Below are 26,003 nucleotides of genomic sequence, written 5' to 3'. Positions count from 1 at the left end.
AAGCTCGTGTGTAGCAATTGTTTGAGCTCTTACTTAAAATACCTCAGGATTTTAAGTAAAGCGAGTGCGGATAGCCCGACCCTTAGGGAACGCCCATAAAAAAATCCGACTCTTGTGAAGTCGGATTTTGTATTTTATCTAAAATTTTCTTATTTCAACGTACTAGGGCAAACGTAAGCAGTTAAAGGAACATCTGTCGTTCTGATGCCTGCCATTCCTTTTTCTACATTAATCATGTTGTGGTAGCCTCTTGCTTTTAGAATAGACGACATAATTACCGAACGATAACCTCCCGCGCAATGAATGAAGAATTTTTCGTCTTTTGGTACTTCTGCTAATTGTTCGTTGACGTAATCTAATGGAATATTTTTAGCATTTACCACATGTTCAGCAGTAAATTCTCCAGGTTTTCTGGAGTCGATAACTTGCGCGGTTTCGTATTGTGCTGCGAAAACTTCTGGTGAAATCGATTCAATACTATCGATTTCGTAACCTGCTGCTTTCCATGCTTCGATTCCACCTAATAAGAATCCTAAGGTGTTATCAAATCCAACACGCGATAATCTGGTGATGGTTTCTACTTCTTTTCCTTCAGGTGTAATTAATAAAATTGGTTGTTTGGTATTTCTAATTAAAGCACCGACCCAAGGCGCAAATTGTCCGTGTAATCCAATAAAAATGGAACCTGGAACATGTTCTTTTACGAAATCATTCTCGTTTCTAACATCTAAAACCAAAGCATCAGTTTGATTCGCAACGGCTTCAAATTCTTTTGGATGTAAAGGTGTTTCTGCTTTTGACATTACGGCATCCAAACTTTCATAACCTTGAATGTTCATTAATACATTCTGAGGAAAATAAGCCGGAGGAGGCGTTAATCCATCTAATAATTCTTTGATGAATTCTTCTTTTGTCATATCTGCTCTTAAAGCATAGTTGACTTTCTTTTGATTGCCTAAAGTATCGGTAGTTTCTTTACTCATGTTTTTTCCACAAGCACTTCCGGCACCGTGATTTGGATACACAATTAAATCATCGCTCAAAGGCATAATTTTATTACGTAACGAATCAAATAAATGTCCTGCTAAGATTTCTTGCGTTAAATCTTCTACCAATTCTTGAGCTAAATCAGGACGACCTACATCTCCAATAAATAAAGTGTCTCCCGTAATAATTCCGTGTTGTTTTCCAGTTTCATCGGTAACTAAATAACACGTACTTTCTAACGTATGTCCAGGTGTGTGAATCGCTTTGATTGTTACGCCACCTACTTTGAACTCTTGTCCATCAGTAGCAACAATGCAATCGAAATTTGGCTTTGCTGTTGGACCATAAACGATAGAAGCACCAGTTTTCTTGGCCAAATCTAAATGTCCTGAAACGAAATCTGCATGGAAATGCGTTTCGAAAATATATTTGATTTTAGCGTTGTCTTTACTAGCTTTTTCGATATAAGGTTGTACTTCTCTCAATGGGTCAACAATGGCTGCTTCACCATTGCTTTCGATGTAATACGCTGCGTGAGCAATGCATCCTGTATATATTTGTTCGATTTTCATAACTCTATATTTTTTACAAATTTACGTTCTAAAATTTATTTCTTCTGTACCCAAAGTTACATTTACATTTCTTTTAACAAGATAATTGCCGCCATGAACAATACAAAGTAAGCAAAAATCTTCTTTAATTGGCTTTCATTCGTATATTTTGTAAGGTACATTCCAATAAATATTCCAACTACCGAAATAGCCGAAAATGTTAACAAAAATGTCCAATCGATTTCCAAATTCTGCACATCACCGATAAATCCTACCAATGAGTTCATCGCGATGATGAATAGGGAAGTCCCAACGGCTTTTCGCATCGGTAATTTAGCAAATAATATTAAGGATGGGATTATTAAAAATCCGCCACCTGCTCCGACTAATCCTATAATAATTCCAATAGTGAAGGTTTGAATTCCGATTAGAATAAGATTCCTTTTTTCTTCACTATTAGTGTTTTGACTTTTCTTTTTTAATACTGAAAGAGCTCCAAAAACCATAATCACGGCGAAAAACAACATCAAAAAGGTGTCTTTTGTGATTAGAAAAGGAGATTCGATTATTACTTTAGGGATTTCGGGTACAATATATTTTCGAGTTAAATAAACTGCTATGAATGATGGAATCGCAAAAATAAATCCGTTTTTGATGTCAACTAAGTTTTTTCGATAGTTTTGAATCGCTCCAAAAGTAGAAGTTGTTCCAACAATAAATAACGAATAAGCGGTTGCTGTAACGGGATTTATGCTCATCAAATACACTAAAATCGGTACGGTTAAAATAGAGCCACCACCGCCTGTTAGTCCTAAAACTAATCCAATAAACAACGCACCAACATAGCCTAAAATCTCCATTAGAATTGAAGGATTTCGATTTTATTTCGATGTAATTTGATTTTTCCTTGCAACTCTAATGCTTTCAATAATCTAGAAATTACTACTCGAGAAGTATGCATTTCGTAAGCAATTTCTTGATGCGTATTTTTAATTTCGGTATCGCCAATTACTTTCGCTTTATCAGTTAAATATTTGTACAAACGCTCGTCTAAATTCATGAAAGCCAAGGTGTCAATTGCTTCTAACATCTCGTTCAAACGGACATTGTAGCTATCAAAAACGAAGTTTCTCCACGTTTTGTATTTTGTCAACCATTCTTCCATTTTTTCAACAGGAATCATTAGCATCGCGCCATCGGTTTCGGCAATAGCTCGAATACGACTTTTCGATTGTCCCATGCAACAGGTTAATGTCATGGCACAAGTATCGCCACGTTCTAAGAAATATAATAATAATTCATCGCCATTTTCATCTTCTCTTAATATTTTAATCGCGCCAGTTAATAAAAGTGGCATCGTTTTGATGTAATCCCCAATTTCAATCAGGTAATCATCGGTCTTAAATTCTTTGTAAATGGCAACTTTTGCAATTTCGTCCAACAAAGCTTCTTCAAAAATATAACTGTAGGCTTGATCTAAAATAGCTCTCATTTGTAATCCTTTTTTTGTAAAGATACGACGATTCTTTAAAAATCAAATGTTACTTTTGTTACAAAGAAATCGAATAGACACTTTATGGCCTTGAAAAAATACAATAAAACCAATTTCCACAAACATACTTTTTGCGAGTTTATCGAAGTAGATACAGCTGCGATTCCAAATATCGAGTGGCATTACAAAAGTAAATCGGGAAGTGGATATTGTTTTACGGAGGAAGGAGTTTATCGTATTTCCAACCACTGGGGAAGAGCAGCAAATTGTAGATGGCGATTAATTTCAAATTCAAGTTCAAAAATCAATAATAGTCAAAATCGAATTGGTTATGCCAAATGGACCGATTTCAATCCGAATAACGAAACTGAAAAACTATTTTATGTAGAAGTGAATTTTGAAACTAAAGAAGCAACTTTTCAACACAAAAATAATCCGAATTACGACGGAAAAGCTGTTTTACGAAATGCTTCCGAAACCGCAAAAGTCATCCGTCAAATAAAAGAAATTTTGGAATCAGACACTTGGGCGAAATATCTTAATTATGATGATTTGGAACAATTTCGAAAAGAAATCATCTCAAAACTTATTCAAACTTCCACTTCTTTTGCTGAGATAAAAAGAAGTTTATTGTAAAGTGAATCAGAATTTTCATAAATTTGAGAATAAACCACTCGATTTATGATGAAACGAAACCAATTACGCGAAGCTATTTTCAGACATTTAGACGGATTAGTTGTTGTTCCCATTGCTTATTCTTTGTTCAAAAAAGGAATTTTAGCATATCTTTTAAAGGAGAAAACTTCAACTTTAGCACAATTAACACATGAATTTAAAGCGAACGAAGGCTATTTAAATGTAGCATTTCGCGTTTTGGCATCGCAAGGGTTTCTAAAATACGAAGTAGACAATTCATCGGGAAATGTTACGATCACTACTTTACCTAGTAGCGAATTTGCGTTTTCGCTTGTTCCCATATATGAGGATACGTTTCAATTGTTAACCAAAACTTCTGTTTTTACTGCTAATAAAATGGATGTGGATTCTATTGCTTTATTGGAGCCTATTTTAAAGAAATTCACCGAAAATTATCATATTCATTTTGAGGAAGATGAGAATTTGAGAATGATTCAAGAGCAAATGCTAACTCATATTGAAGGCTATTTGGTAGGGCCAATTGTTGTCAATTTAGGAATGACGGGCATGTTTCACAAATATTTCATGGAGAGTTCGTTCCGTGCGGATGAATTTCACAAACATCCCGAAGCATTTGCTAAAATTCTGGATTTTTTTGTGCATTTGGGTTGGTTTTCCAAGAAAAACGACAATTATCAATTTACCGAAGATGGTTTTTTCTTTGCCAAACGGGCTTCGGCTTATGGTGTAACGGTTTCGTATCTTCCGATGTTCAAGCATATCGATAGTTTGCTATTTGGAAATGCAAGTGAGTTGCGAAACATTAGTAAAAATGAAGACGAAATTCATGTCAATCGCGAAATGAATGTTTGGGGAAGTGGTGGTGCGCATGCAACCTATTTCAAAGTAATTGACGACATTATCATCGAACTTTTTAATAAACCCATTGCCGAACAACCAAAAGGGATTTTAGATATGGGTTGCGGAAATGGCGCCTTTTTGCAACATATTTTTGAAGTCATCGAACGACAAACCTTACGAGGTAAAATGTTAGATGATTACCCATTGTTTTTGGTGGGAGCGGATTATAATCAAGCGGCTTTGAAAGTTACGAGAGCGAATTTGATTAAAGCTGATATTTGGGCAAAAGTCATTTGGGGCGATATTGGAAATCCGGATTTATTGAATAGCGATTTGCAAGAGAATTATAATATCGATTTGAAAGATTTGTTGAATGTGAGAACATTTTTAGACCACAATCGCATTTGGGAAGACCCGAAAAATGAAACAAAAAATAGAGTTAGTACTTCTACCGGAGCTTTTGCTCATCGAGGTGTTCACATTTCAAATAACGATGTGGAAGATAATTTGTTGGAGCATTTTATGAAATGGAGTCCGTATGTTCGTAAATTTGGACTTTTAATTATCGAATTGCATACGGTAGCGCCCGAATTAACTGCTCAAAATCTAGGAAAAACAGCAGCGACAGCTTATGATGCTACACACGGTTTTTCGGATCAGTTTATTGTTGAGATTGAGGTGTTGCAAAAAATAGCAGCTGAAGCAGGATTACATTCGGATGTCAACTACTTTAAAAAATATCCCGAAACCGATTATGCAACGGTAAGTATTAATTTGTTACGAGGAAAATAAATAGAAATGGAAGATAGATTTTCAGAAATAAAAAAAGACATTCAATCGATTATTGATAACATGGCGATTAAGAATTTTTCGGAAGCCAGTATTAAATTAATTGAAGTGAGTGATGATTTAGACGATATGATGGATGCTTCTGATGACGAAATCGTGTTGAGAGAAATCAGTAAATATCAAGTGTTGTTGAATCATTTGCAGATTAAAATGAGTACGAAAGAATAATTAAAACAAGGTCAATTGTTCTTTTTTAGGTTCGATTTTACTCAGAAATGGAATCGTTTCTAGTACATCATATTGTTTTCTATCGGGATTAAAAATTCGAATAGTGATGCTTTCACATGTGAAATTCAAATCCACAGAATCAAACAAACTGTAGGCAATTTTCAGTTGTGATTCAGTAAGTTGTCTACCAATTGAAATATGCGGTTCCGAACTTTTATGACTCACTGGAAATTGAATTTGTTTCGGAATTTCCTTCATGATTTCAGCCATTTTAGTTTTGCTTTCGGAATTTGGAGCGATGAAAAAAGCACCATTAGTGTAATTTTCAAAGGCATTGAACGTTACTTTAAAAGGATTTTGATAGCGGCAGTAATTGGCGATTCTCGATTTTATATTTTTATATGTTTCATCTTCATATTCAAACTCACAAATGGTCACATGAGCTAAAGAATTCTTACTCGGAAACCATCCAATTTTAGCACTCAATTGTTCTTTGAGTTCTTTGACCGCCTCAATAACGGTTTCAGAAGGATGAAAAACTACCGAATATTTTGACATACGTTAATTACCTTTTAATCGTGTAAAAATCTTTTTTAGCAATGCTTTACCATCTCGTTTGGCTTTTGGAACTTCATGAGCTGTTAAATTTTCATTAGAATTCACTTTAAATTCATAACTAAAAGCAAATTGTGGATTTTCTGGATTGTCGTTTAACAAACCAAATCGCAAATCATTAAAATACAAGCGATTATTTTGTTCGGAAATCAAATACCAATCTTCGCTAATTTTTTTAAGTTGCTGAAAATCATACGAATTTACTAATTTTTCTTCTAATTTTAGATTTTTTGGATAGAAAGTAAACTGAATTGGTTGAGAATCAAATAGAGAATAATCAGCCAAATAATACCCTTTTGTAGTAGATATGTTAGCATTCCAAAGAACACAATTAAAAGCTGTGGGCTTTACAATCAATTCTTGATACGTCAATTTCTGATTTTTTAACGCCTTTTCGAATTGGTACACCGCAAAAAGTTTTAAAACACAAGTCAAAAGTAAATAAGATGAACTGATAACCAATCCACGAATTACATATTTTCTTCGTATTAGAGAGTCTTTGTTTTTCCAAACAAAAATCAAGCTAATCAATAGCGGAATCGTATACAATGGATCAATTACAAAGATGGTTTTTAAGGCAAATCGGTAATCTAAAGGCCAAAGAATTTGCGTTCCCCAAGAGGTAAATAAGTCCAATAAAACATGGGTAACCAAACACCAAAACACTAATAAAGAAGCACTTTTGAAGTTAATCGTATTCTTTTCAATTTTAGAAATTACCCAACCCAAAATAGGCGATAAAAACACAAAGAAAAGTAAGGAATGACTCAAACCTCTGTGAATGGCAACTCCATCCACATCACTCAGGAATTTACCAACTACAATGTCCAAATCGGGAATCGTTCCTAAAATAGCGCCATACAAAAAGGTTTTGTTTTGCAATTTTTTACCTGCAACCAATTCGGCTGTAGCAATTCCTAGGACGATTTGAGTGAGTGAATCCATTTATTTTATCCTCTTTTGAGATTTAATAAGAGTTGTAAATTCAATTTATGAAAAATGACTCTCAAAATTAAGAATTCTAATTGAAAAATGTTAGTTTGGCAAGATAAGTTTGTAAATTTGGGAAGTAGGATTTTTAAAGTTAAAAACCAATAAATTTATGTCAAAAAATATCATATTAACCAAGACTATTAGAAATTTGAATGAAAATAAGGTAGAATATTTTCAAGAAACAGAAGTAAAGTTTCAACCTTATTTCAATGAAAATTTGTTTGTTCAGTATGATTTTGATTTGTCAGATATTCCAGATTCGATTTTAAACATTCCTTTTGTTGCTAATTTATATCCAATTTGTTGGTTTCTTGGAGCTACTTTAAAAGTAAAGACATTAGATGAAAATTTCTATTTGAGTATTGAAAAAATCAAACAAGAATTTGCCAAGTTTTATCCTGAAATCATTACTAAGAAATCACAATTATTGGTAGAAAATTTCGAAACAATTACCTATAACACGAATCAATCTGCCATGCTTTTTAGTGGTGGAGTAGATGCACTTTATACCTATTCTCGATTGGATAGCGATAAAATTCAATTGGTTACGATACATGGTGCGGATATAGAAATTGACAATACGTCTCAATGGCAAAAAATTCAAGAGGTTAATCGAATGTTACCATTAACCATTGATAATCCGAAACTTTTCTTGAGAAGTAATGTCCGTGATTTTTATACATTTAAGGTTGAGAAGTTAATTTATAACAATACACAAGATTGGTGGACGCTTCTTCAGCATGGATTATCGCTGACATCTCTTTTAGCACCTATTGCTTATAAAAACGGAATTGAAAAAGTATATATCGGTTCAACATTAGATTCAACAAAGGAAACCATGCCTTGGGGTTCTAGTTATATTGATAATTTTATAGCTTGGGGAAATACAAATGTAATTCATCATGGTCAAGAAGCTAATCGTTTTGATAAAATGCGTCTGCTTTGTGATTATTTTGAAGAAAAGAAAATCCCAACTCCTTTTCGTGTTTGTTATCACCATTTAAATACTAAATTAAATTGTTCCCATTGCACCAAATGTTACAGAGCAATAATTACACTGATTGTTCTTGGTAAAGATCCAAGAGAATTTGGATTTGAAATTCCATCTAAAGACAATTCCGTTGCCATTTTTTATGATAAATTAATAGAAGTAATTGAGAAGCAAGTATTCAATCAAGCAGTTTATTTTTATTGGTTAGAAATTTATAACGAAATGGTTAAGGAAGAAACAAAACCTTTTGTGTTTTATGATGCAGCATTAGAGACAGCTAAATTAGAAGCAATAAAAAATCTACTTACTCATTTACAAACCAAGCCCAAAAGTTGGAAAACCATAAGAAGAGGAATTAAGAGCGCTATAAGAACTTCATGGTTCCGATTGCAAAATCAGTTTTAAAGAGTTTTATTCTTTTTTTAATTGAAAGCAGAGTAAGCCCCAATTGACTTCTATACCTTTTGATGTGGTTTTAATACCTAAGATATCTTCAATTCCTTTATGGATAATTGAGTCTGAAGCTTTATCAAGTCCAAAAAATAATTTGAAAAAAGTTGTCATTTCTGAGATAGTAGTAAAAAGAAATGGATATTCTTTATATTGACAATTGCTTATAGAGGATTGAATGTCTGCAAAAGTTTCAAAAGAAGTTTCATTGAAAAAATCGCCTTTATGACCGAGTGAATTATAAGTATTTACAAATTCGTTTAGAAAAGTATCTACATTAGTTCCTTTTTTTACATCTGCAAAAGTGAAAGAACCTCCAGTTTTAGTAACACGTAAACATTCTCTAACAAATTGAGGTACATCATCCAAGTGATGCATGCCGCTCAATGAAAAGACAGCATCAAAAGTGTTTGATTCGAACGGTAACTTTTCAGGAGTTACCAATTGGATTTCATCAATGGCAAAACCTTCAGAAAAATCACCCAAAGTGACCTTTGTGTTTTTAGGTATATAATTTCGTAAGTAACCACCTCCAGAAGGAACGTCTAACAAATGAATATTATTTTCAAAATGTATTCCTGAAAATAAGTTGTTAAACTCGTGCTTTCTTGCTTCAGGAAACTTTTGCATAGCAAAATGGTAGTCAGTAGCTCTTTTTTGAAAAATAATTTGATAGTCGTTCATCTTTAGTAATTTTTACAAAAGAAGGTTCGCTTTTTTAATAGATATCGGAGGTACGGTACAAATGTATAGAAAAAATCTAATAATAGATGTGTTCGGTCTAAGCTTATCTTTTCGTGAAAGTATAATTAAGTGTAAAGTTTTTATTTCCCAATACAGAAATTAACATTGTTAATATTTACAATATCTCGCAAATGGAGGTACAAGCGAGGTACAAATTCTGAAATCGAGTGCTAATTTTTGTTTTGATAATTCAAAACAAATATAATAAATTTTTAATCATTTGTAATTTCTCCAATAATTTCTCTTTTCAATTTATAAATGTTAATATTTTATAGCCTAAATGTCAACTTTTTTGGTTATTTTTATATTTCAATAAATACTAAATAAAAGTAGATGAAAAAAATATTGATTGTTTTTATATTGATTGTGTCAAGTTCACAAATAAATGCTCAAACATGCAAAGAAATAATGGAATTTGTTAAATCTAAAGATTACGGGACTACATATAATAGTTATACGAGTACAGCAATTTCTAAAGTTACCTTTTATTCAATTTATATTGATTATCAATATCATTATTTTGCGATAGTTTGTTTTAAACCAAACGAATACTCATATAATTGTAATGAGTATATTTATAAAGTTGGTTCTGATACAAAATTAAAGTATTCAATGGAATATTTAAATAGTGCTGGTAAAGCTTTTTGGAAGTACATTGAACCATATTCGGACGTATTAGATTGTTCACCAAAATTCAATTAGATTTTTAAAATATGCTGTGTCATAGAAAAAAAGTAAAATGTTTTTTTAGATAATCTATAAGTATAAAGTTAAGACTAATATTTTGAGCCGATTATTTGTGTTAATCGGCTCATTTTTTTTGTATATTTGAGCCGAATAGTAAAACTAAACGGCTCATGGAGTATTTTTGGCGGCATAAAGATTTTCCAAATTTCCAATTCAAAGTGGATAATTTAATCGGTCAAATTCAAGAATTTGCCACAGAACTTGGTGAAGTAAATGGTTTGTTTGTAAATGTATCAGAGGAAAATAAAAAAGAAATTTTACTTCAAATTGTAATTTCCGAAGCACTAAAAACATCTGAAATCGAAGGCGAATACTTTAGTAGAGAAGATGTAATGTCGTCCCTACAAAAGCAATTAGGTATTTCAAATAATCCAACACTTTCAAAAGATAAAAAAGCGCAAGCCATTTCGGAATTAATGTTGCAAGTGCGAGAGGATTATCAAAAGCCGTTGACACTACAAATGCTTAAACAATGGCATCAAACTTTAATGAAGTTTGACAAAACCGTAAAAGAAGGAGAATGGAGAAGCAGCACCGAACCAATGCAAATCATTTCGGGAAGAGCAGGTAAAATAGAAGTGCATTTTGAAGCACCACCCTCTGAAGATTTGCAAAAACTTTTAATTGATTTTGAAAATTGGTATCAAAACTTTCCTTATCACGAAATAGGGCAAGTGGGTAGAGCCATGTTACGTTCTGCCTTAGCGCATTTGTATTTTGAAACGCTTCACCCTTTTGAGGATGGAAACGGTAGAATAGGTAGAGCTTTATCAGAAAAAGCACTAGCCGAAACATTGGAAAAACCTGTTTTGATTAGTCTCTCCAAAAAAATTGAAGAAAATAAAACGAGCTATTACGAAACACTAAAACAAACTCAAAGACAGCAAAACGTTGCAGAATGGTTGCACTATTTTTTTACTATTTTAATTGAAGCCCAAAAAGAAGTAAAAGAAACCGTTTTATTTGTCGTAGAAAAAGCCCTTTTCTTTGATCGTTTCAAGAACCTGTTAAACGAGCGACAACTAAAAGTTTTGCAAAAAATGACTGAAAAAGGGAAAGCTGGCTTTGAAGGTGGTATGACCGCCAAAAAATACATGTCAATAACCAAAACATCAAAAGCAACTGCAACTAGAGACTTACAACTACTTTTCGAAAAGGGAGCTTTCATAAGAGAAGGAGAGGGAAGAGGTGTAAAATATCATTTGAATTGGTGATTTTTAAATAGATTAAGTATTTCTACGTGATTTTCCTAAAGTTTTGAGTATTTTCATTCAGTCTTAAATTGCACAGTTTTACGTTGTGTAAGATAAATTTTATTGTTAAGTTTGGAAAACTATAAACAAAACTATTACTCATTAATGAAATTCAACGAAGATTCTCGTGTAAAAATACCAGCCTTATTACATTTAATACGTTTGGGGTATCAGTATATTCCTTTGAATGAGCAGAATAGAATTGAAAGTAATAATATTTTCTCTTCGATTTTCATTCCTAAGATTTCGGCTTTAAATGGAATAACCGAACAAGAGGCTCAACGAATTTTAGATGAAATCAATCTGGAGTTGGATTATGAAGACTTGGGAAAAAAGTTTTACGAGAGATTGACTTCGACTTCTGGAGTTAAATTAATTGATTTTGAAAATTTCAGCAACAACGAATTTCACGTTACCACAGAATTAACTTGTAAATCGGGTGACGAAGAATTTCGACCTGATATTACGGTTTTAATTAATGGTATGCCTTTGGCTTTTATTGAAGTAAAAAAACCACATAATCAAGAAGGCGTTATCAAAGAAAGAACTCGAATTAATGAGCGTTTCAAAAACAAACACTTTAGACGTTTTGCTAATATTACGCAGTTGTTGGTTTTCTCTAACAATATGGAATATGAAGATGGAATCGTAGAACCTATTTTTGGGGCTTTCTATGCTACGCCAGCTTATGAGAACGTTCAATTCAATTATTTCAGAGAAGATTTAGATTATCCAGTACAACAAAAGTTGAAGGATGTCGACGAAAAAACTGAAAACGAACTTTTAAAAGATAACAACTTGATTGTTATTAAAAATAGCCCTGAATACATTACCAATAAACAACCGAATACACCAACGAATCGAATTTTAACTTCTTTATTTAGTAAAGAACGTTTGAAATTTGTTTTACAATACGCTATTGTTTATGTGGAAGAAGAAGTAACAGGAAAAGTAGCGTATCAAAAGCATATCATGCGTTATCCTCAGTTGTTTGCCACACAAGCTATTGCAACTAAAATTGATGCAGGACAAAACAAAGGGATTATTTGGCATACGCAAGGTTCAGGAAAAACGGCTTTGGCGTATTATAATGTTAAGCACTTAACGGATTATTTCGCCAAGAAACAAGTCATTCCAAAATTCTATTTTATTGTTGACCGATTGGATTTATTAATTCAAGCTTCAAGCGAATTTGCTAATAGAGGTTTGAAAGTAAAACAAGTAAATTCCAAGCAAGATTTTATAGCCGACTTAAAAGTAGTGGGTGCGATTCATAATGATAGCGGAGTTCCTGAAATTACGGTGGTGAATATTCAGAAATTTTCGGAAGATGCTATTGCTGTTAAGGATATTAGCTATGACATTAACATCCAACGTGTTTATTTCTTAGATGAAGCACACAGAAGTTATAATCCCAAAGGGAATTATTTAGCGAATCTGATTAATTCAGACCGTTCTGCTGTGATTATTGCCTTAACTGGAACGCCATTATTAAAAGAAGTTGCTAAAGAGTACGATTCTAAAATGTTATTTGGTAATTACTTTCACAAGTATTACTACAACATGTCAATTGCTGATGGTTATACCTTACGATTGATTCGTGAACAAATTGAAGGCAATTTCAAAATGGAAATGAAAGAAGTAATGGATCAAATCAAAGTTTTGCAAGGCGATATTAGCACACGTCAGATTTATGCACATCCAAAATTTGCGCAACCATTACTAGATTATATCGTAACGGATTTAATTAAATTCAGACGTGAACAACAAGACACTTCTTTAGGAGGAATGATAGTTTGTGATTCAGCGAATCAAGCGAAAGAATTATTTAGATTGTTTGAGGAAAAATATGGAGAACAAGAAACCGATGCTAGTATTTTAATGGCAGCCGAACCGCCTGAAAAATATGGTAATCACGATGAACCAAAATTGACTGCTGCTTTAATCTTGCATGATGAAAACGACAAAGCCATTCGTAAAGAATTAATTTCTACCTACAAAAAGGGTAAAGTTGATTTGTTGTTTGTTTACAATATGTTACTTACTGGTTTTGATGCCAAACGATTGAAGAAATTATATTTGGCTCGTGTTATTCAAGACCACAATTTATTACAAACTTTGACTCGTGTTAATAGACCTTATAAAAAATATCAATACGGTTATGTAGTTGATTTTGCTGATATTTCAAAAGCTTTTGACCGAACCAATAAAATGTATTTTGATGAATTGCAAGAACAGCTAGGCGATGAAATGGAAATGTATTCGCATTTGTTTAAATCGGAAGAAGAAATCCAAAAGGAAATTCAGGAAATTAAAGAAACGCTTTTCAATTACGATACGCAAAATAGAGAGTTGTTTTCACAACAAATTGCCCAACTTACCGACAAAAACGAGTTATTGCGATTAATTAAAGCCTTGCGTACGGCTAAAGAATTGAAAAACATTATTGCAGTTAATGGTTATGAAGCTTTAGATGGTATAGCTGATTTTGATATTTGGAATCGCTTGTTACTAGAAGCACAAAGCCGATTAGATAACTTAAATTTTGTGGAAAGCATTGGTAATGAAGAAGCTTCCGCTAATTTATTGAACACCGCTTTAGAAGATGTCATCTTTCAATTTATCAAAGTAGATGAAAGCGAGTTAGTATTAGCCGATGAGTTCAAAAATATATTACGCAAAACAAGGGAATCGCTTCAAAACAATTTTGACCAAATCGATCCACAATTTGTAAGTTTGCGTGAAGAGCTAGAACGTATTTTCAAAAAGAAAAATCTGAGTGAAGTTACGCAAGCCGACATGATTGAAAACATGCATTTACTCCAAAAAATCTACGACCAAGCCAAAGAACTAAATCGTAAAAATGCACTGTTAAAAGCAAAGTATATTAATGATGAAAAATACACCCGAATTCATAAGCGATTGAGCGAAAAAGCTACACTTAACGCTAAAGAAATGCAATTGCATAAAGCATTAATGCAGGTAAAACAACAAGTAGATAACAAATTAGAAGGACAAGAAGACATCATGAAAAATGAAGCTTTCTTTAAACGTTATTTATTGCAATTAGTGGTTCAGGAATTTAAGAAAAATGAAAACATTCCGTTGGATTTTCCTACTACTGAAACCATCAATAATTTAATAGTGAACGAATATTTACAACAATACCAATACCGATAGAAAATGACGCAGGATATTAACTTCATGACCAAAACAAAAGCACTGATTGACAACTTAAAAAGTGTGTGTGCAAATTATGGCTTGGGAAATGATGGAAACGAATTTAAAATTATTACCCAAGTATTTTTATACAAGTTCTTAAATGATAAGTTTCGCTATGCGGTGAAACAAGAAAAACCAGAATTAGACGAAGCGGAGAATTTCTCCAAAGCTTTATTAGATTTAAGTGAAGACGAATACCAATTCTTAATTGCGAGTTTAGACCCTAATATTCCTCGTTTACGTCCAGAGCATTTGATTTCGCATTTGTTTGTGAAACAAAACGACAGTGATTTTGCGAAAACCTTTGACGATACCTTACGTCAGATTTCGATTGAAAATGCCGAAGTATTCTCGGTAAAATCTTTCTCGGGAGCAAAAGATACTTTGTTTGATGAATTAACGCAGTTTATTTCGGATAGTTCGCAACGTGACGCTTTTGCTAAAGCGTTAATTAATAAGTTGTTTGAATTTAGTTTTGAAGAGATGTTTGAGCAGAAATACGATTTCTTTGCAACCATTTTTGAATACTTAATCAAGGATTACAATACCGACTCTGGTGGAAAGTATGCCGAATATTATACGCCTCATGCGGTAGCTCGTATTATGGCACAAATTATGGTGCCAACCCCTGTAAAAGGAGTTAAAGTATATGACCCAAGTGCGGGTTCGGGGACGCTTTTAATGAGTTTAGCCCATCAAATTGGAGAAGAAAATTGTACGATTTATTCGGAAGATATTTCGCAGAAATCGAGTAATATGTTGCGTTTGAATTTGGTATTGAATAACTTAACACATTCGATACCAAACATCATTAAAACCAATACCATAGCGCAACCTACATATTTAGATACTAAGTTTGATTATATCGTTTCGAATCCCCCATTTAAATTGGATTTTTCTGATTTTCATGCCGATTTGGAGAAAGATGTATTTAAAAAACGATTCTTTGCGGGGATTCCTAATATTCCGAAGACCAAAAAAGAATCGATGGCCATTTATTTGTTATTCATCCAACACATTATGTTTAGTTTGAGTGATACAGGTAAAGCGGCTATTGTGTTGCCAACAGGATTTATTACGGCTCAAAGTGGTATTGAAAAGAAAATCAGAGAACGTTTGATTACCAATGGTTGGTTACGAGGTGTGGTGAGTATGCCTTCTAATATTTTTGCTAGTACTGGAACTAATGTTTCGGTTTTGTTTTTAGACAAAGAAGCGGATAGTGAACATATTGTTTTGTTAGATGCTTCTAAATTAGGCGAAACCGTAAAAGAAGGTAAAAACCAACGCACCGTTTTAACTCCAATAGAAGAACAACTCATTATTGATACGTTTAATAACAAACAAGCCGTTGAGGATTTATCAGTGGTAGTAACCAAAGCCGAAATTGAAGTCAAAAATTATTCGTTTAGCGCAGGGCAATATTTTGAGGTTAAAATTGAACATGTGGATATATCTTCAGAAGAGTTTAATGCTAAAATGAAAACGTTTGAAAGTAATTTAGCCAATTTGTTTGCGGAAAGTAAAGAGTTGGAAAAGGAAATAAAGAATAATTTGAAAGGTTTGAAATATGACTAATTTGAACTTTGTAAAATTAAATACCGTTTGTGAAAGAATTACAGATGGCTCTCATTATAGTCCTGTCGGTATTGATAATGGTTTACCTATGCTATCTGTAAAAGATATGGAACACAATGGATTTTCATATCTTGATTGTAAATATATATCAGAAGAGGAATATGATAAGATGTTAAGAAACGATTGTGTTCCCTTGCTTAATGATGTCTTAATTGCAAAAGATGGTAGTTATTTAAAACATGTTTTTGTAATTAAAGAAGAAAAAAAACAAGCAATTTTATCATCAATAGGAATTCTTAGACCTAACCTAAAAAAAATCTCCCCTGATTATTTAAAATACTATTTACATTCTAATTCTGTAAAAGAAACAGTTGCTAAAAAATATGTTTCTGGTAGTGCATTGCCAAGAATTATTCTGAAAAATTTTGGTGAAATAGATATAATATATAAGCCATTATTAGAACAACAAAAAATCGCCAAAGTCCTTTCTGATTTAGATGCTAAAATCGAGTTGAACAACAAAATCAATGCAGAGTTAGAAGCTATGGCTAAGACTTTGTATGATTATTGGTTTGTTCAGTTTGATTTTCCAAATGCTAATGGTAAACCCTATAAAACTTCTGGTGGTAAAATGGTTTGGAATGAGGAATTGAAAAGGGAGATTCCTGAGGGATGGGAGGTGAAAGAGTTAGGCAATGAGTTAAGTATCCAAAGAGGTATCTCTTATAAAAGTTCGGAGATTAAAGGGGATGGTGTATCTATGATAAGTCTTAATTCATTTAATTTAGATGGAACATATAAACCTGAGGGAATTAAAAAGTTTTCAGGTAAATATGCAGAGAAAAACTTAATCTCTGAAGGTGATTTATTAATAGCGATTACGGATGTAACAAGAAATGCGGATATAATTGGAAAAGCAATTATTGTCCCTGATTATTATTCGGAGCTAGTAATATCTATGGATATAGCAAAAGTGATTCCAAGTAAAAAACTTACTGAATCGTATTTAATGATGCTGTTTAATTCAAATCATTACCATAATTATATAAAATGGTACGCCTCAGGAACTATTGTTCTCCATTTAAATCTTGACGGTATGTTCTGGTACAAGGCTGAAATACCGCCTAAAGAATTGTTGTATGAATTTGATAAAATCTACAAGTCAATATCAAAAAGAATTGCAGAAACTAAAAAACAAAACCAAGAACTCGCCTCGTTACGTGATTGGTTGTTGCCTATGTTGATGAATGGGCAGGTTACGGTGGGTGGTTATGAGGTTGAGAATAGTGAGTTGGGGATGGTTGCGGAGGATAAGGTTGAATATAAAAAGAGTTAGATATGAGATTTACGAGAGAAAAAATAGATTTAGCTTACAGAAAATTCAAGAGTTATGTTTATTATGATAACTTCTCATTACTTTTAAGACAAGAGTTAGCAGCATTTGAGTCTGCTGATAATTTTGATAAGAGATTAGATGATTTAGTTATATTTTTAAATTCTCCTGTAGATAATAATGATTACTTCGAAAATCTTCTTAAAAGTATAAATTATGATATAGCACCAAAAAAGTTTGGTAGACCTAAAAGAAATGAAGATTTAATTATTTCAAATAATTTTACTGATAAAAATTACGAATTAGAGAAGGTAAACTATTTCTTTAAAGGTGATATTGAAATATATTTAATTTCTATTGTGTGGATTTTAGAGGAAGGTTATACTCTACATAAAGATTACAGTAAAGATAATTTTGCCTATTTTCTTGAGTTAAATTCAGAAAATGGAAAAGTTGAAGAAGGTTTAAGATTATTTAAACCATATTTTGAACAATATCAAAAATGGAGAGATACCGGTATTGATATTGCAAAAAATATTCTTGAGAAAGATATAGACGTTGTAATTATTTCAGTTGACATAAAAGAGTATTACTATAACATTAATTTTGATATTGATTTAATTAATAAATTAGAGAGAACAATTAGAGAGAGATTAAATTCAGATAGAATCTTATTAACTCCTTATTTATTTAGAATCCATGATAAATTTTCAAGTATTTTCCCAGAAAAAGAAAAGCGCAATTTTATTTTACCAATTGGATTATTGTCATCAGGTATTCTTGCAAATTGGTATTTAAAAGATTTTGATACTTTAATAAAAACGGAATTATCTCCAGCTTATTATGGAAGATATGTCGATGATATTCAGATAGTATTATCAAATACTAAAATTTCTAAAGAAATTTCTAATAAAAAATTTAAATCTTCTTTAGAACAATTTATGGATAAATTTTTTGTACAAAGAAAAATTTTCAATTCTAATATTATTGAAAGAAATGATAAAAAAGAAGAAAATATTGATTTGATATACAGTTTTTCCAAAAATGAAAAAATTAGAATTCAAAAGGACAAAATAGCTGTTTACTCCTTTGAAAGTAAAGAGTCAAAGTCAGTTCTTGACATGTTTAAGAAAAAAATTGAGCAAAATAGTAGTGCATTTTGGTTTTTACCAAATGAGGATGATATTAGTAACGATTTTGACGAAAGTGTTTATGAATTAACTTATTCGGATACAATTAATAAACTAAGAAGCGTTGTTGATATAAAGCAGAGCAAGTACGGTGCATCGATTTTTTTAGCAAAAAAAATTAAAGTTAGCTTACTATCAGATAGCTCAAAGGATGAAAAGACAACGGAACAGATTCTAACTTTTTTCAAAGGAATAGTAAATCTTGAATTTTCCTCAATGTGGGAAAAGGTTCTAACTTATTTTGTAATAACTAATGATAAGGAAGCATTTTGGTCTTTTTTAAAAGAAACATTATCTTCAATTGACAAAATTAAAAATAGTTCTGAAACAAAATTAAATGGAGACACTATAAAAAAAGTGAAAAAATATTTAGGAGAATACTTAATAAATTGTTGCTCACTTTCACTAGCACTAAATCCAAATTTCATAAATGCAAATACTTGGGAGAATAGATGCTCAAATTATAACTTTTCATGGTTTTATAAAGATTTTACTTTAATTGATAAGTCTGTAAAAGACTATATATTTTCAAATCTTTTAAGAAATAGCTTGGTTGTTGTACCTCTTTTGAATTATTTAGAAATTGTATCGTCAAATAAAGTTAATTTAGTCAATTATAATTTTTTAAGAACTTTAGATAACTTGTCGTTAGAAAGTTTAAAATTTAACGAACATAAATTAAAGTACGCGCCTAGATTTATTTATTATTATGAATTTAATATTAATAAATTTTTATTCCATTTACTAGAAAACAATGCGCCAAATGATTCATATTTACTTGAAGTTAATGGATTTCAAGATAACTTTAAACAAACAATTTATGATGAAGTTTTTGATGATTTTTATAATGTAAATTATCAATTAAGAAACAATCACATAAATAATTCAACATCTAACAAAGAAACCTTAAAGCAAAATTATTTTGAATTAATAGATGGATACAGAAGTTGTAATGAGAAGAAGTTGGGTTATAACAAATTACTTATTCCAAATTCAGGACAATTAGACCCTGAGTTTAAAGTTGCAGTTGCCAACATAAAAGTTAATTCTGATAATATTTACAAATCGCTATTTTCAACATCTAATACTGATAAAAAAAGAAGAAAGGAATTAATTGATGTTTTAAACGATGCCGAAAAAGTTAAAGCAGATGTTCTTCTGTTGCCAGAAGTAAGTGTTCCTGCTAGATGGTTACCAGTAATTGTTGATGAATCAAGAAGAAAGCAAAGAATGATTATTATAGGCTTAGAGCATATAAGAATTAATAACATTTGTTATAATTTACTTGCTACTTGCCTTCCTTTTGAACATAATGGGATAAAGGATGTAATTGTAAATCTAAGATTGAAGAATCATTATTCACCTGGAGAAACAAAATTGATTTTAAGTAAGGGAAAAGTAATTCCAACACCTAAAATTTCTTTGTATAATTTATTTGTATGGAAAGGAATTTACTTTTCAAATTATAATTGTTATGAGTTAGCAAATATTGAACATCGTGCATTATTTAAGTCAAAAGTAGATTTGTTGTTTGCATCTGAATATAACAATGATGTAAATTATTTCTCAAATATTGTTGAAACAGTTTCAAGAGATGTTCACTGCTATTTTGTTCAAGCGAATAGTTCAGATTTTGGTGATTCAAGAATAACTGCTCCAAAAAAGACTGAAGAAAAAGATATTTTAAGGTTAAAAGGTGGAGAAAACAATGTAGTGTTATTGGGTAAAATTGATGTTAAAAAATTAAGAGAATTTCAAAAAACGAGAGTATTTGGTCAAGATACAAATTCCTTTAAAAATACACCTCCTGATTTTAATCATGATGACATTCATTTAACTTAAGAGAAAAGTAATTAATACTTTAAATTATCATAACAATAAATAAAAAAGTGAGAATAATTAAAATTTCGCATGGTGAAAATTTTTTTACATCTAGTGAGTACGAACAAATTTTAAAGAATAATTTAGCCTGTGTGCACCAAGACACTCCATCTAAAGGGAGAAGTGTTACTACTCAATTTAATTTGTTTATAAATGCAGATGTAGGTGATATTCTATATATCTGTAATTCAAATAAAAAAATTGATATTATCGGTGTTTTCATGGATAATAGACCTTTATTTTTTAATGAAAATCACAAAGAAAATAATTGGGTTTCTAGAGAGTTTTTAGTATTGTTCAAAGCTAAAAATCCCGAGAAATTTGACAAGGAAAATAATAAATGGTGGATGCCAAGAAACAATTCAACATGTATTGAAATTCCTGAAGTTGAGTTTAATTTATTTGAAAATGAAATTTTAAATCCTGTATTTGAACAATCATTTGATTTTTTATTACAAAAAAGACATGAAGCTCTTAAAAGTATAAAATTTGATCTTGAGAAAGCGGAACAATTTCAAAATCATTTTTCAAAATGTTTTAAAGAGGAGAAATATCTATTAGAAACTGTAAACACTCTACCTGTTTTAGAATTAAAAAAACAACAATACGATTATTATAATAGAAAACACCTTAATTCTCAACCAGTTGTAAAGTTAAGAAGCCAACTTATCAATGAATTAATTAATAATGTAAAGCTTTCTAATGAAGTTGTTAATCAACAAAAAGAAATCATAACTCAAGATTTTGAAAAAAATGTCTTTCAATCATGGGGTTCAAATTTCCGAGTGCTATTCCCATTGATTTATGATGAATATCGAACAAAAGTAAATTTATACTTTAAAACTATTATTGAAAGGCTGCAACATGATTTAAATTTAAAAAATATTACAAAATATAATTTTGTTGATTATGATGGAGCTCAAAACCAAGGAAGAGAAGATTTATGGTTTGCTATTTATAATAATTCCCATAAAAATCAAAAATCTGCAAAACAGTTATTTTTAAGATTTGGAAGTAAAATTCAATTTGGATTAAAATATCTTAGAAATCCTGAGTCAGATAAACTTAATTTTATTGAAAAATTTGATTATGAATTTATCCTTAATGAGTTTAAGAATTTTAAAGAGCAAATAATCAATGACAATATTAATCAAAATCAAAAACAATTTGAAATGATTGAATTACTTGAATACAAAAAACAAATCATCTTGCAAGGTCCTCCTGGAACTGGAAAAACTAAGCTAGCTAAAGAGATTGCTGAAGAATTTATTAAGTCAAATACAATAAATTCTAAAACTATTGTTACCAAACAGTTGACAAAAGATTTTATTAAATCTACTTTAAAAATTAATCAAAAAATAGAAAGTAAGAGTAAAATTCCATTTGAAGTTGTTTCTCTTGATGATAATGTTGTTATCTTAAAAAGTGATGTTAGTCAGCCTTGGAGACCATCATATAATAAAATAATTGAATCTTTTCAGGGTAAATTATGGGAGATTAAAGGTAGAACAGGAGGTTTTAAACCCTACGAAGATGCCGTTGCAAAATATTTTTATGATAATCATCTTAATTCAATTCATGAAGTTGAAAAGAATATAGAGAACATAAATGAATATATATGTTTAGTACAATTTCATCCATCATATACTTATGAAGATTTTGTACGAGGAATTGTAGCAAAAACGAGTGAAGAAAGTGATGGAATTATTTATTTAGCAGAAAATAAAACATTGGGTATACTAGCAGAAAATGCATTAAACGATTATGATAATAAATATGTACTAATTATAGACGAAATTAACCGTGCTAATCTTTCGTCTGTGTTAGGTGAATTAATTTATGCTTTAGAATATCGTGGTGAAGCTGTTGAGTCTATGTATGCTGTAGATGAGGATTATAAATTGATTTTACCACCTAATCTTTATATTATTGGTACAATGAATACGGCAGACCGCTCGGTAGGACATATTGATTATGCTATTAGAAGACGTTTTGCGTTTGTGGATATTTTGCCTGAAAATCTAAAAGAAAAACAAGGATTAGAAAATTTCCATGAAGCACTTTTCTTGGCAGTGGAAAAATTATTCAAAGAACATACCTCACCAGAATTTGAAGTTAAAGATGTTCAATTAGGTCATTCATATTTTATAGATAAATCCAATGAAGATAATGGAGCTGGAATGGATATTCGATTTGAATATGAAATCAAGCCTATATTATTAGAATATGTAAAAGATGGTGTGTTATTAGGTAAAGGTAAAGATATTAAAAAGGAAATTGAGGAATTAAAGAATTTCCTATAATGGAATTTAGATTATCAGAACATAATAGTATCGAAATTCTTTTCAATGAATTGTCTTCAGATTCTTTGAACGAGACTATTTTGTTGTATGATGCTATTCAATCTAAACGTTTTAATGATAGTAGTCATTGTTTTCTTTTTGAGAAGAAAGAACAAGGTTTTGAACTAAAAGCGGATTATTGTATTGGTTTAGATTGGTTAGGTAACACAGGAAGGTACTTATATGTAGAACCTAAACTCAACACTAGAACGTCTAAAATATTTGATGCAATTACTGATTCTGAAGAAGAGATTTTAAAGAATGATTTTGAAAATATTCCAACAGAAATTGAAGAATTGGATTATTTAAAAATGTTATTACAAGTTACTAATGTTCCTGAAAGTAATAATGAATTAAAAGGTTTGGTACAAATAGATTGGGTTGCTAAACCTGTTGAAATTCAGCAAAAAGATGATAAACTAACGCCATTTTTGGTTGTTCAGTACCTACAATTAGTAAAAGCTATTGTTAGGAAAGGGCTGAAGAAAAATTATTATAAAGTTCAAGAAAACTTAAATAATAGAGTTAAGGGTAAAATTTTAGTAGGGCAACACATCAAACAAAATGTTTTTAAAAATAGATTAACGAACACCTTTTGTGAATACCAACAATTTGGTGAAGATCATCCAGAAAATCGTTTTCTAAAAAAAGTATTGCAATTTGCAAGCAGCTATATCGAAAATCATGAAAAACTTTTCGGTGATAAATTTATAGAATTACAACATACGATTAATTATTGCCGCCCAGCTTTTGAACTTATTTCTAATCAAGTCAATGATTATGAATTAAAGCATATTAAGCACAATCCATTTTATAAAGATTATGCAAATGCCATAGATTTAGGAAAAATGATATTGAAAAGATTTGCTTATAATATCACTCAAACTACTAAAGATAAAGTGGCAACACCACCTTTTTGGATAGATATGCCAAGATTATTTGAGTTATATACCTATAGTAAAATGATTGAAGCTAATCCAAACGATAGAAAAGCGATACATTATCAATTTTCTACTCATGGAAATTTTTTAGATATTTTAGTATCTAAACCAAATTTTCAAATGGTCATAGATGCTAAATACAAACTTAAATACAAAAATGGTCATTTACATGAAGACATTCGTCAGGTTGCAGGTTATGCAAGATTGAATAAAGTAAGAAAAGAATTAAATGTAACAGATGATAGAAACATTGATTGTTTGATTATTTATCCTGATATGGAAAATGGATTGGATGTCTTGAGCATAGAAAATATTAAAGAAAACAGACTACCTATAAAGGCTTATTACAATGTTTATAAGTTGGGAGTTATGTTGCCTTTAATATGATTTCTGCTTTAGCCTTGTATTAAATACCATGAAATAATTACTAAATAAATTTAAAAAAAGCTTTATAATTACTTAATGTTATTAAATTTTGAAAAATAAGTAGATTTAAATCTGCTTATTTTGTTTATATTTGTATAAATAAGAAAAAAATGAAAAATTCAAGACTTATTCCTGAAGATAAAATAGTAGAGCGTTTGCAATACGAAAACCCTTGGTGGGTCACTAAAGAAATACCATCGCTTTACAAAGAAATGTCAAAACGTTTGTATTTTGATTTATTTTATCCTTTCGTTCAAGAAACTGATATTCGAAGAGCTGTTGTTTTAATGGGACCAAGAAGGGTAGGTAAAACCGTAATGATGTTTCACACTATAGAGCAACTTATAGAAGACGGTATCAATCCGCAACGTATATTTTTTGTAGGGATCGACAACCCAATTTATGTGCAACTCAGTTTACAGGATATACTTGATTTATGCTTGCAATCGCTTCAATTATCAGATTTAAAGGGATGCTATATATTCTTTGACGAAATTCAATATTTGAAGGATTGGGAACGTCATTTAAAGGTTTTGGTTGATGCCTATCCTGAAACTAAATTTGTGGTTTCTGGTTCGGCTGCCGCAGCTTTAAAATGGCATAGTACAGAAAGCGGAGCAGGAAGATTTACAGATTTTATGTTGCCCCCGCTTACTTTTCAAGAGTTTATTCATTTAAAAAATAAAAATCATTTAATCAAAAAAGGACACATCCAATATGGTAAAATGGAAATTCCGTATTGTTTACCGCTTAATTTAGATGAATTAAATACTGAATTTTTGCAGTATCTCAATTTTGGTGGATATCCTGAAGTTGTTTTGTCTGAAAAAATTCAAAAGGATATGGGACGCTATGTTAAGAACGACATAGTGGATAAAGTTTTGTTGCGTGATTTACCAAGTTTGTATGGAATAAAAGATGTTCAAGAACTCAACCGTTTCTTTACTTACATTGCTTACAATACAGGTAATGAGTTTTCGTATGAAGCCATGTCAAAGGAAAGCGGAATCCAAAAGGATACATTGAAAAAGTATTTAGAATATTTAGAAGCAGCCTTTTTAATTAAAGTGCTGAATAAAGTAGATATTAATGCCAAAAGAATGAAAAGGGTAACTAGTTTTAAAGTCTATTTAACTAATCCTTCATTGCGAACGGCTTTGTTTTCTCCAATAAAAGGGACAGATGATGAAATGGGTAATATGGTAGAAACTGCTATTTTATCACAATGGATGCACCGTGAAAATTTGGATTTAACCTATGCACGTTGGAAAGATGGCGAAGTGGATTTGGTATTAGTTGATGATAAAAAGTTTAAACCAGTTTGGGGAGTAGAAATAAAATGGAGTAATCGTTATTTTGAAAAGCCTCAGGAATTGGCTAGTTTAATTCAGTTTTGTAAAAGCAATGATTTTATGAGTTCATTAGTTACTTCGATTGACAAACTAGGTACAAAAGAAATAGATGATTTAATGTTAACTTTTTTGCCAGCTTCGGTTTATGCTTATAACATTGGTGATAATACTTTAAAAATGAAAACCACAAGTTTTTAATTAAGATTATAAATTTTTAAACAATATTTGTTGACACAAATTCAAGTTAGTTTATTATGATGATTTTGATCTGAAAAAGAAATTTCACAATCCGATTTATACCAAATATTAGCTTACGCAGTTCGTTTCGGTATTCAAGAGATTAAATTGTTTTATCCAAGTTCCGTTGCAACTGAATTACAACCAGAGGTTGCAACCATTGA

19 protein-coding genes are annotated in these 26,003 nt (G+C 31.0%); 13 read left to right on the top strand and 6 right to left on the bottom strand.

Features of this window, described 5'->3' with window-relative positions:
• Nucleotides 1-149: 149 nt before the first annotated feature.
• From B0I03_RS12860 to B0I03_RS12850, 3 genes are all read right to left on the bottom strand, one after another.
• Nucleotides 150-1,559 carry an MBL fold metallo-hydrolase gene (locus B0I03_RS12860; RefSeq protein WP_111567842.1) on the bottom strand — a complete coding sequence of 470 codons (1,410 nt, stop codon included), beginning with the start codon at nt 1,557-1,559 and terminating at the stop codon, nt 150-152.
• A 62-nt stretch (nt 1,560-1,621) separates the two neighbouring features.
• Nucleotides 1,622-2,398, bottom strand: a complete 777-nt coding sequence (locus B0I03_RS12855; RefSeq protein WP_111567841.1) for a sulfite exporter TauE/SafE family protein — start codon at nt 2,396-2,398, stop codon at nt 1,622-1,624.
• Nucleotides 2,398-3,030, bottom strand: coding sequence for a Crp/Fnr family transcriptional regulator (locus B0I03_RS12850; protein ID WP_111567840.1), 633 nt, complete (start codon nt 3,028-3,030; stop codon nt 2,398-2,400). Before B0I03_RS12850 ends, B0I03_RS12855 begins: the two co-directional genes overlap by 1 nt.
• Before the next feature lie 84 nt (nt 3,031-3,114).
• Here B0I03_RS12850 and B0I03_RS12845 point away from each other — a divergent pair, with 84 nt between their 5' ends.
• Genes B0I03_RS12845 through B0I03_RS12835 form a run of 3 tightly spaced genes read left to right on the top strand, consistent with a single transcriptional unit; the run spans nt 3,115 to nt 5,544 of the window.
• Entirely contained in the window at nt 3,115-3,666 is a 552-nt protein-coding gene (locus B0I03_RS12845; RefSeq protein WP_111567839.1) for a hypothetical protein, read from the top strand.
• A gap of 45 nt (nt 3,667-3,711) precedes the next feature.
• Nucleotides 3,712-5,319: a class I SAM-dependent methyltransferase gene (locus B0I03_RS12840; protein WP_111567838.1), complete on the top strand. Its 1,608-nt coding sequence runs from the start codon at nt 3,712-3,714 to the stop codon at nt 5,317-5,319.
• Between the two features lie 6 nt (nt 5,320-5,325).
• Nucleotides 5,326-5,544 (top strand): hypothetical protein, encoded by a 219-nt coding sequence (locus tag B0I03_RS12835; RefSeq protein ID WP_111567837.1) that lies wholly within the window; start codon nt 5,326-5,328, stop codon nt 5,542-5,544.
• Here the strand turns inward: B0I03_RS12835 and B0I03_RS12830 are convergent, their stop codons facing one another.
• Together B0I03_RS12830 and B0I03_RS12825 are read right to left on the bottom strand one after the other, a co-directional pair.
• Nucleotides 5,545-6,102 (bottom strand): 2'-5' RNA ligase family protein, encoded by a 558-nt coding sequence (locus tag B0I03_RS12830; RefSeq protein WP_111567836.1) that lies wholly within the window; start codon nt 6,100-6,102, stop codon nt 5,545-5,547. It abuts the gene before it with no gap.
• A 3-nt stretch (nt 6,103-6,105) separates the two neighbouring features.
• Nucleotides 6,106-7,104, bottom strand: coding sequence for a metal-dependent hydrolase (locus B0I03_RS12825; protein WP_111567835.1), 999 nt, complete (start codon nt 7,102-7,104; stop codon nt 6,106-6,108).
• 157 nt (nt 7,105-7,261) lie between these two features.
• On the opposite strand from B0I03_RS12825, the gene B0I03_RS12820 reads away from it, so the two are divergent.
• A complete protein-coding gene (locus B0I03_RS12820; RefSeq protein ID WP_111567834.1) occupies nt 7,262-8,548 on the top strand; it encodes a hypothetical protein in 1,287 nt (428 codons plus the stop codon).
• Between the two features lie 6 nt (nt 8,549-8,554).
• On the opposite strand, the gene B0I03_RS12815 is transcribed toward B0I03_RS12820, so the two are convergent.
• Nucleotides 8,555-9,277, bottom strand: a complete 723-nt coding sequence (locus tag B0I03_RS12815; RefSeq protein ID WP_111567833.1) for a class I SAM-dependent methyltransferase — start codon at nt 9,275-9,277, stop codon at nt 8,555-8,557.
• 468 nt (nt 9,278-9,745) lie between these two features.
• Here B0I03_RS12815 and B0I03_RS12810 point away from each other — a divergent pair, with 468 nt between their 5' ends.
• The 9 genes from B0I03_RS12810 (at nt 9,746) to B0I03_RS12765 (ending at nt 25,800) form a co-directional block, all read left to right on the top strand.
• Nucleotides 9,746-10,039, top strand: a complete 294-nt coding sequence (locus B0I03_RS12810) for a hypothetical protein (RefSeq protein ID WP_245903051.1) — start codon at nt 9,746-9,748, stop codon at nt 10,037-10,039.
• A 155-nt stretch (nt 10,040-10,194) separates the two neighbouring features.
• Entirely contained in the window at nt 10,195-11,298 is a 1,104-nt protein-coding gene (locus B0I03_RS12805; RefSeq protein WP_111567831.1) for a Fic family protein, read from the top strand.
• Nucleotides 11,299-11,442: 144 nt separating this feature from the next.
• Nucleotides 11,443-14,517, top strand: a complete 3,075-nt coding sequence (locus B0I03_RS12800) for a type I restriction endonuclease subunit R (protein ID WP_111567830.1) — start codon at nt 11,443-11,445, stop codon at nt 14,515-14,517.
• Nucleotides 14,518-14,520: 3 nt separating this feature from the next.
• Nucleotides 14,521-16,137: an HsdM family class I SAM-dependent methyltransferase gene (locus B0I03_RS12795; protein ID WP_111567829.1), complete on the top strand. Its 1,617-nt coding sequence runs from the start codon at nt 14,521-14,523 to the stop codon at nt 16,135-16,137.
• The gene (locus B0I03_RS12790; RefSeq protein WP_146603298.1) at nt 16,130-17,473 is read left to right on the top strand and encodes a restriction endonuclease subunit S; all 1,344 of its coding nucleotides are present in this window, start codon (nt 16,130-16,132) and stop codon (nt 17,471-17,473) included. The genes B0I03_RS12795 and B0I03_RS12790 overlap by 8 nt, the downstream gene beginning before the upstream one ends.
• 2 nt (nt 17,474-17,475) lie before the next feature.
• Nucleotides 17,476-20,502, top strand: coding sequence for an RNA-directed DNA polymerase (locus B0I03_RS12785; RefSeq protein WP_111567828.1), 3,027 nt, complete (start codon nt 17,476-17,478; stop codon nt 20,500-20,502).
• A 47-nt stretch (nt 20,503-20,549) separates the two neighbouring features.
• The gene (locus B0I03_RS13285) at nt 20,550-22,844 is read left to right on the top strand and encodes an AAA family ATPase (RefSeq protein WP_245903049.1); all 2,295 of its coding nucleotides are present in this window, start codon (nt 20,550-20,552) and stop codon (nt 22,842-22,844) included.
• The gene (locus B0I03_RS12770) at nt 22,844-24,211 is read left to right on the top strand and encodes a 5-methylcytosine restriction system specificity protein McrC (protein ID WP_111567827.1); all 1,368 of its coding nucleotides are present in this window, start codon (nt 22,844-22,846) and stop codon (nt 24,209-24,211) included. Before B0I03_RS13285 ends, B0I03_RS12770 begins: the two co-directional genes overlap by 1 nt.
• Nucleotides 24,212-24,360: 149 nt before the next feature.
• Nucleotides 24,361-25,800, top strand: coding sequence for an ATP-binding protein (locus tag B0I03_RS12765; RefSeq protein ID WP_111567826.1), 1,440 nt, complete (start codon nt 24,361-24,363; stop codon nt 25,798-25,800).
• The last annotated feature ends 203 nt before the right edge of the window (nt 25,801-26,003 follow it).

The sequence above is a fragment of the Flavobacterium aquaticum genome, assembly GCF_003259835.1.
In the GTDB taxonomy this organism is placed as follows: domain Bacteria; phylum Bacteroidota; class Bacteroidia; order Flavobacteriales; family Flavobacteriaceae; genus Flavobacterium; species Flavobacterium aquaticum.
Note: the sequence above shows the minus strand (reverse complement) of the source record. Positions and strands in the feature narration are given on the sequence as shown.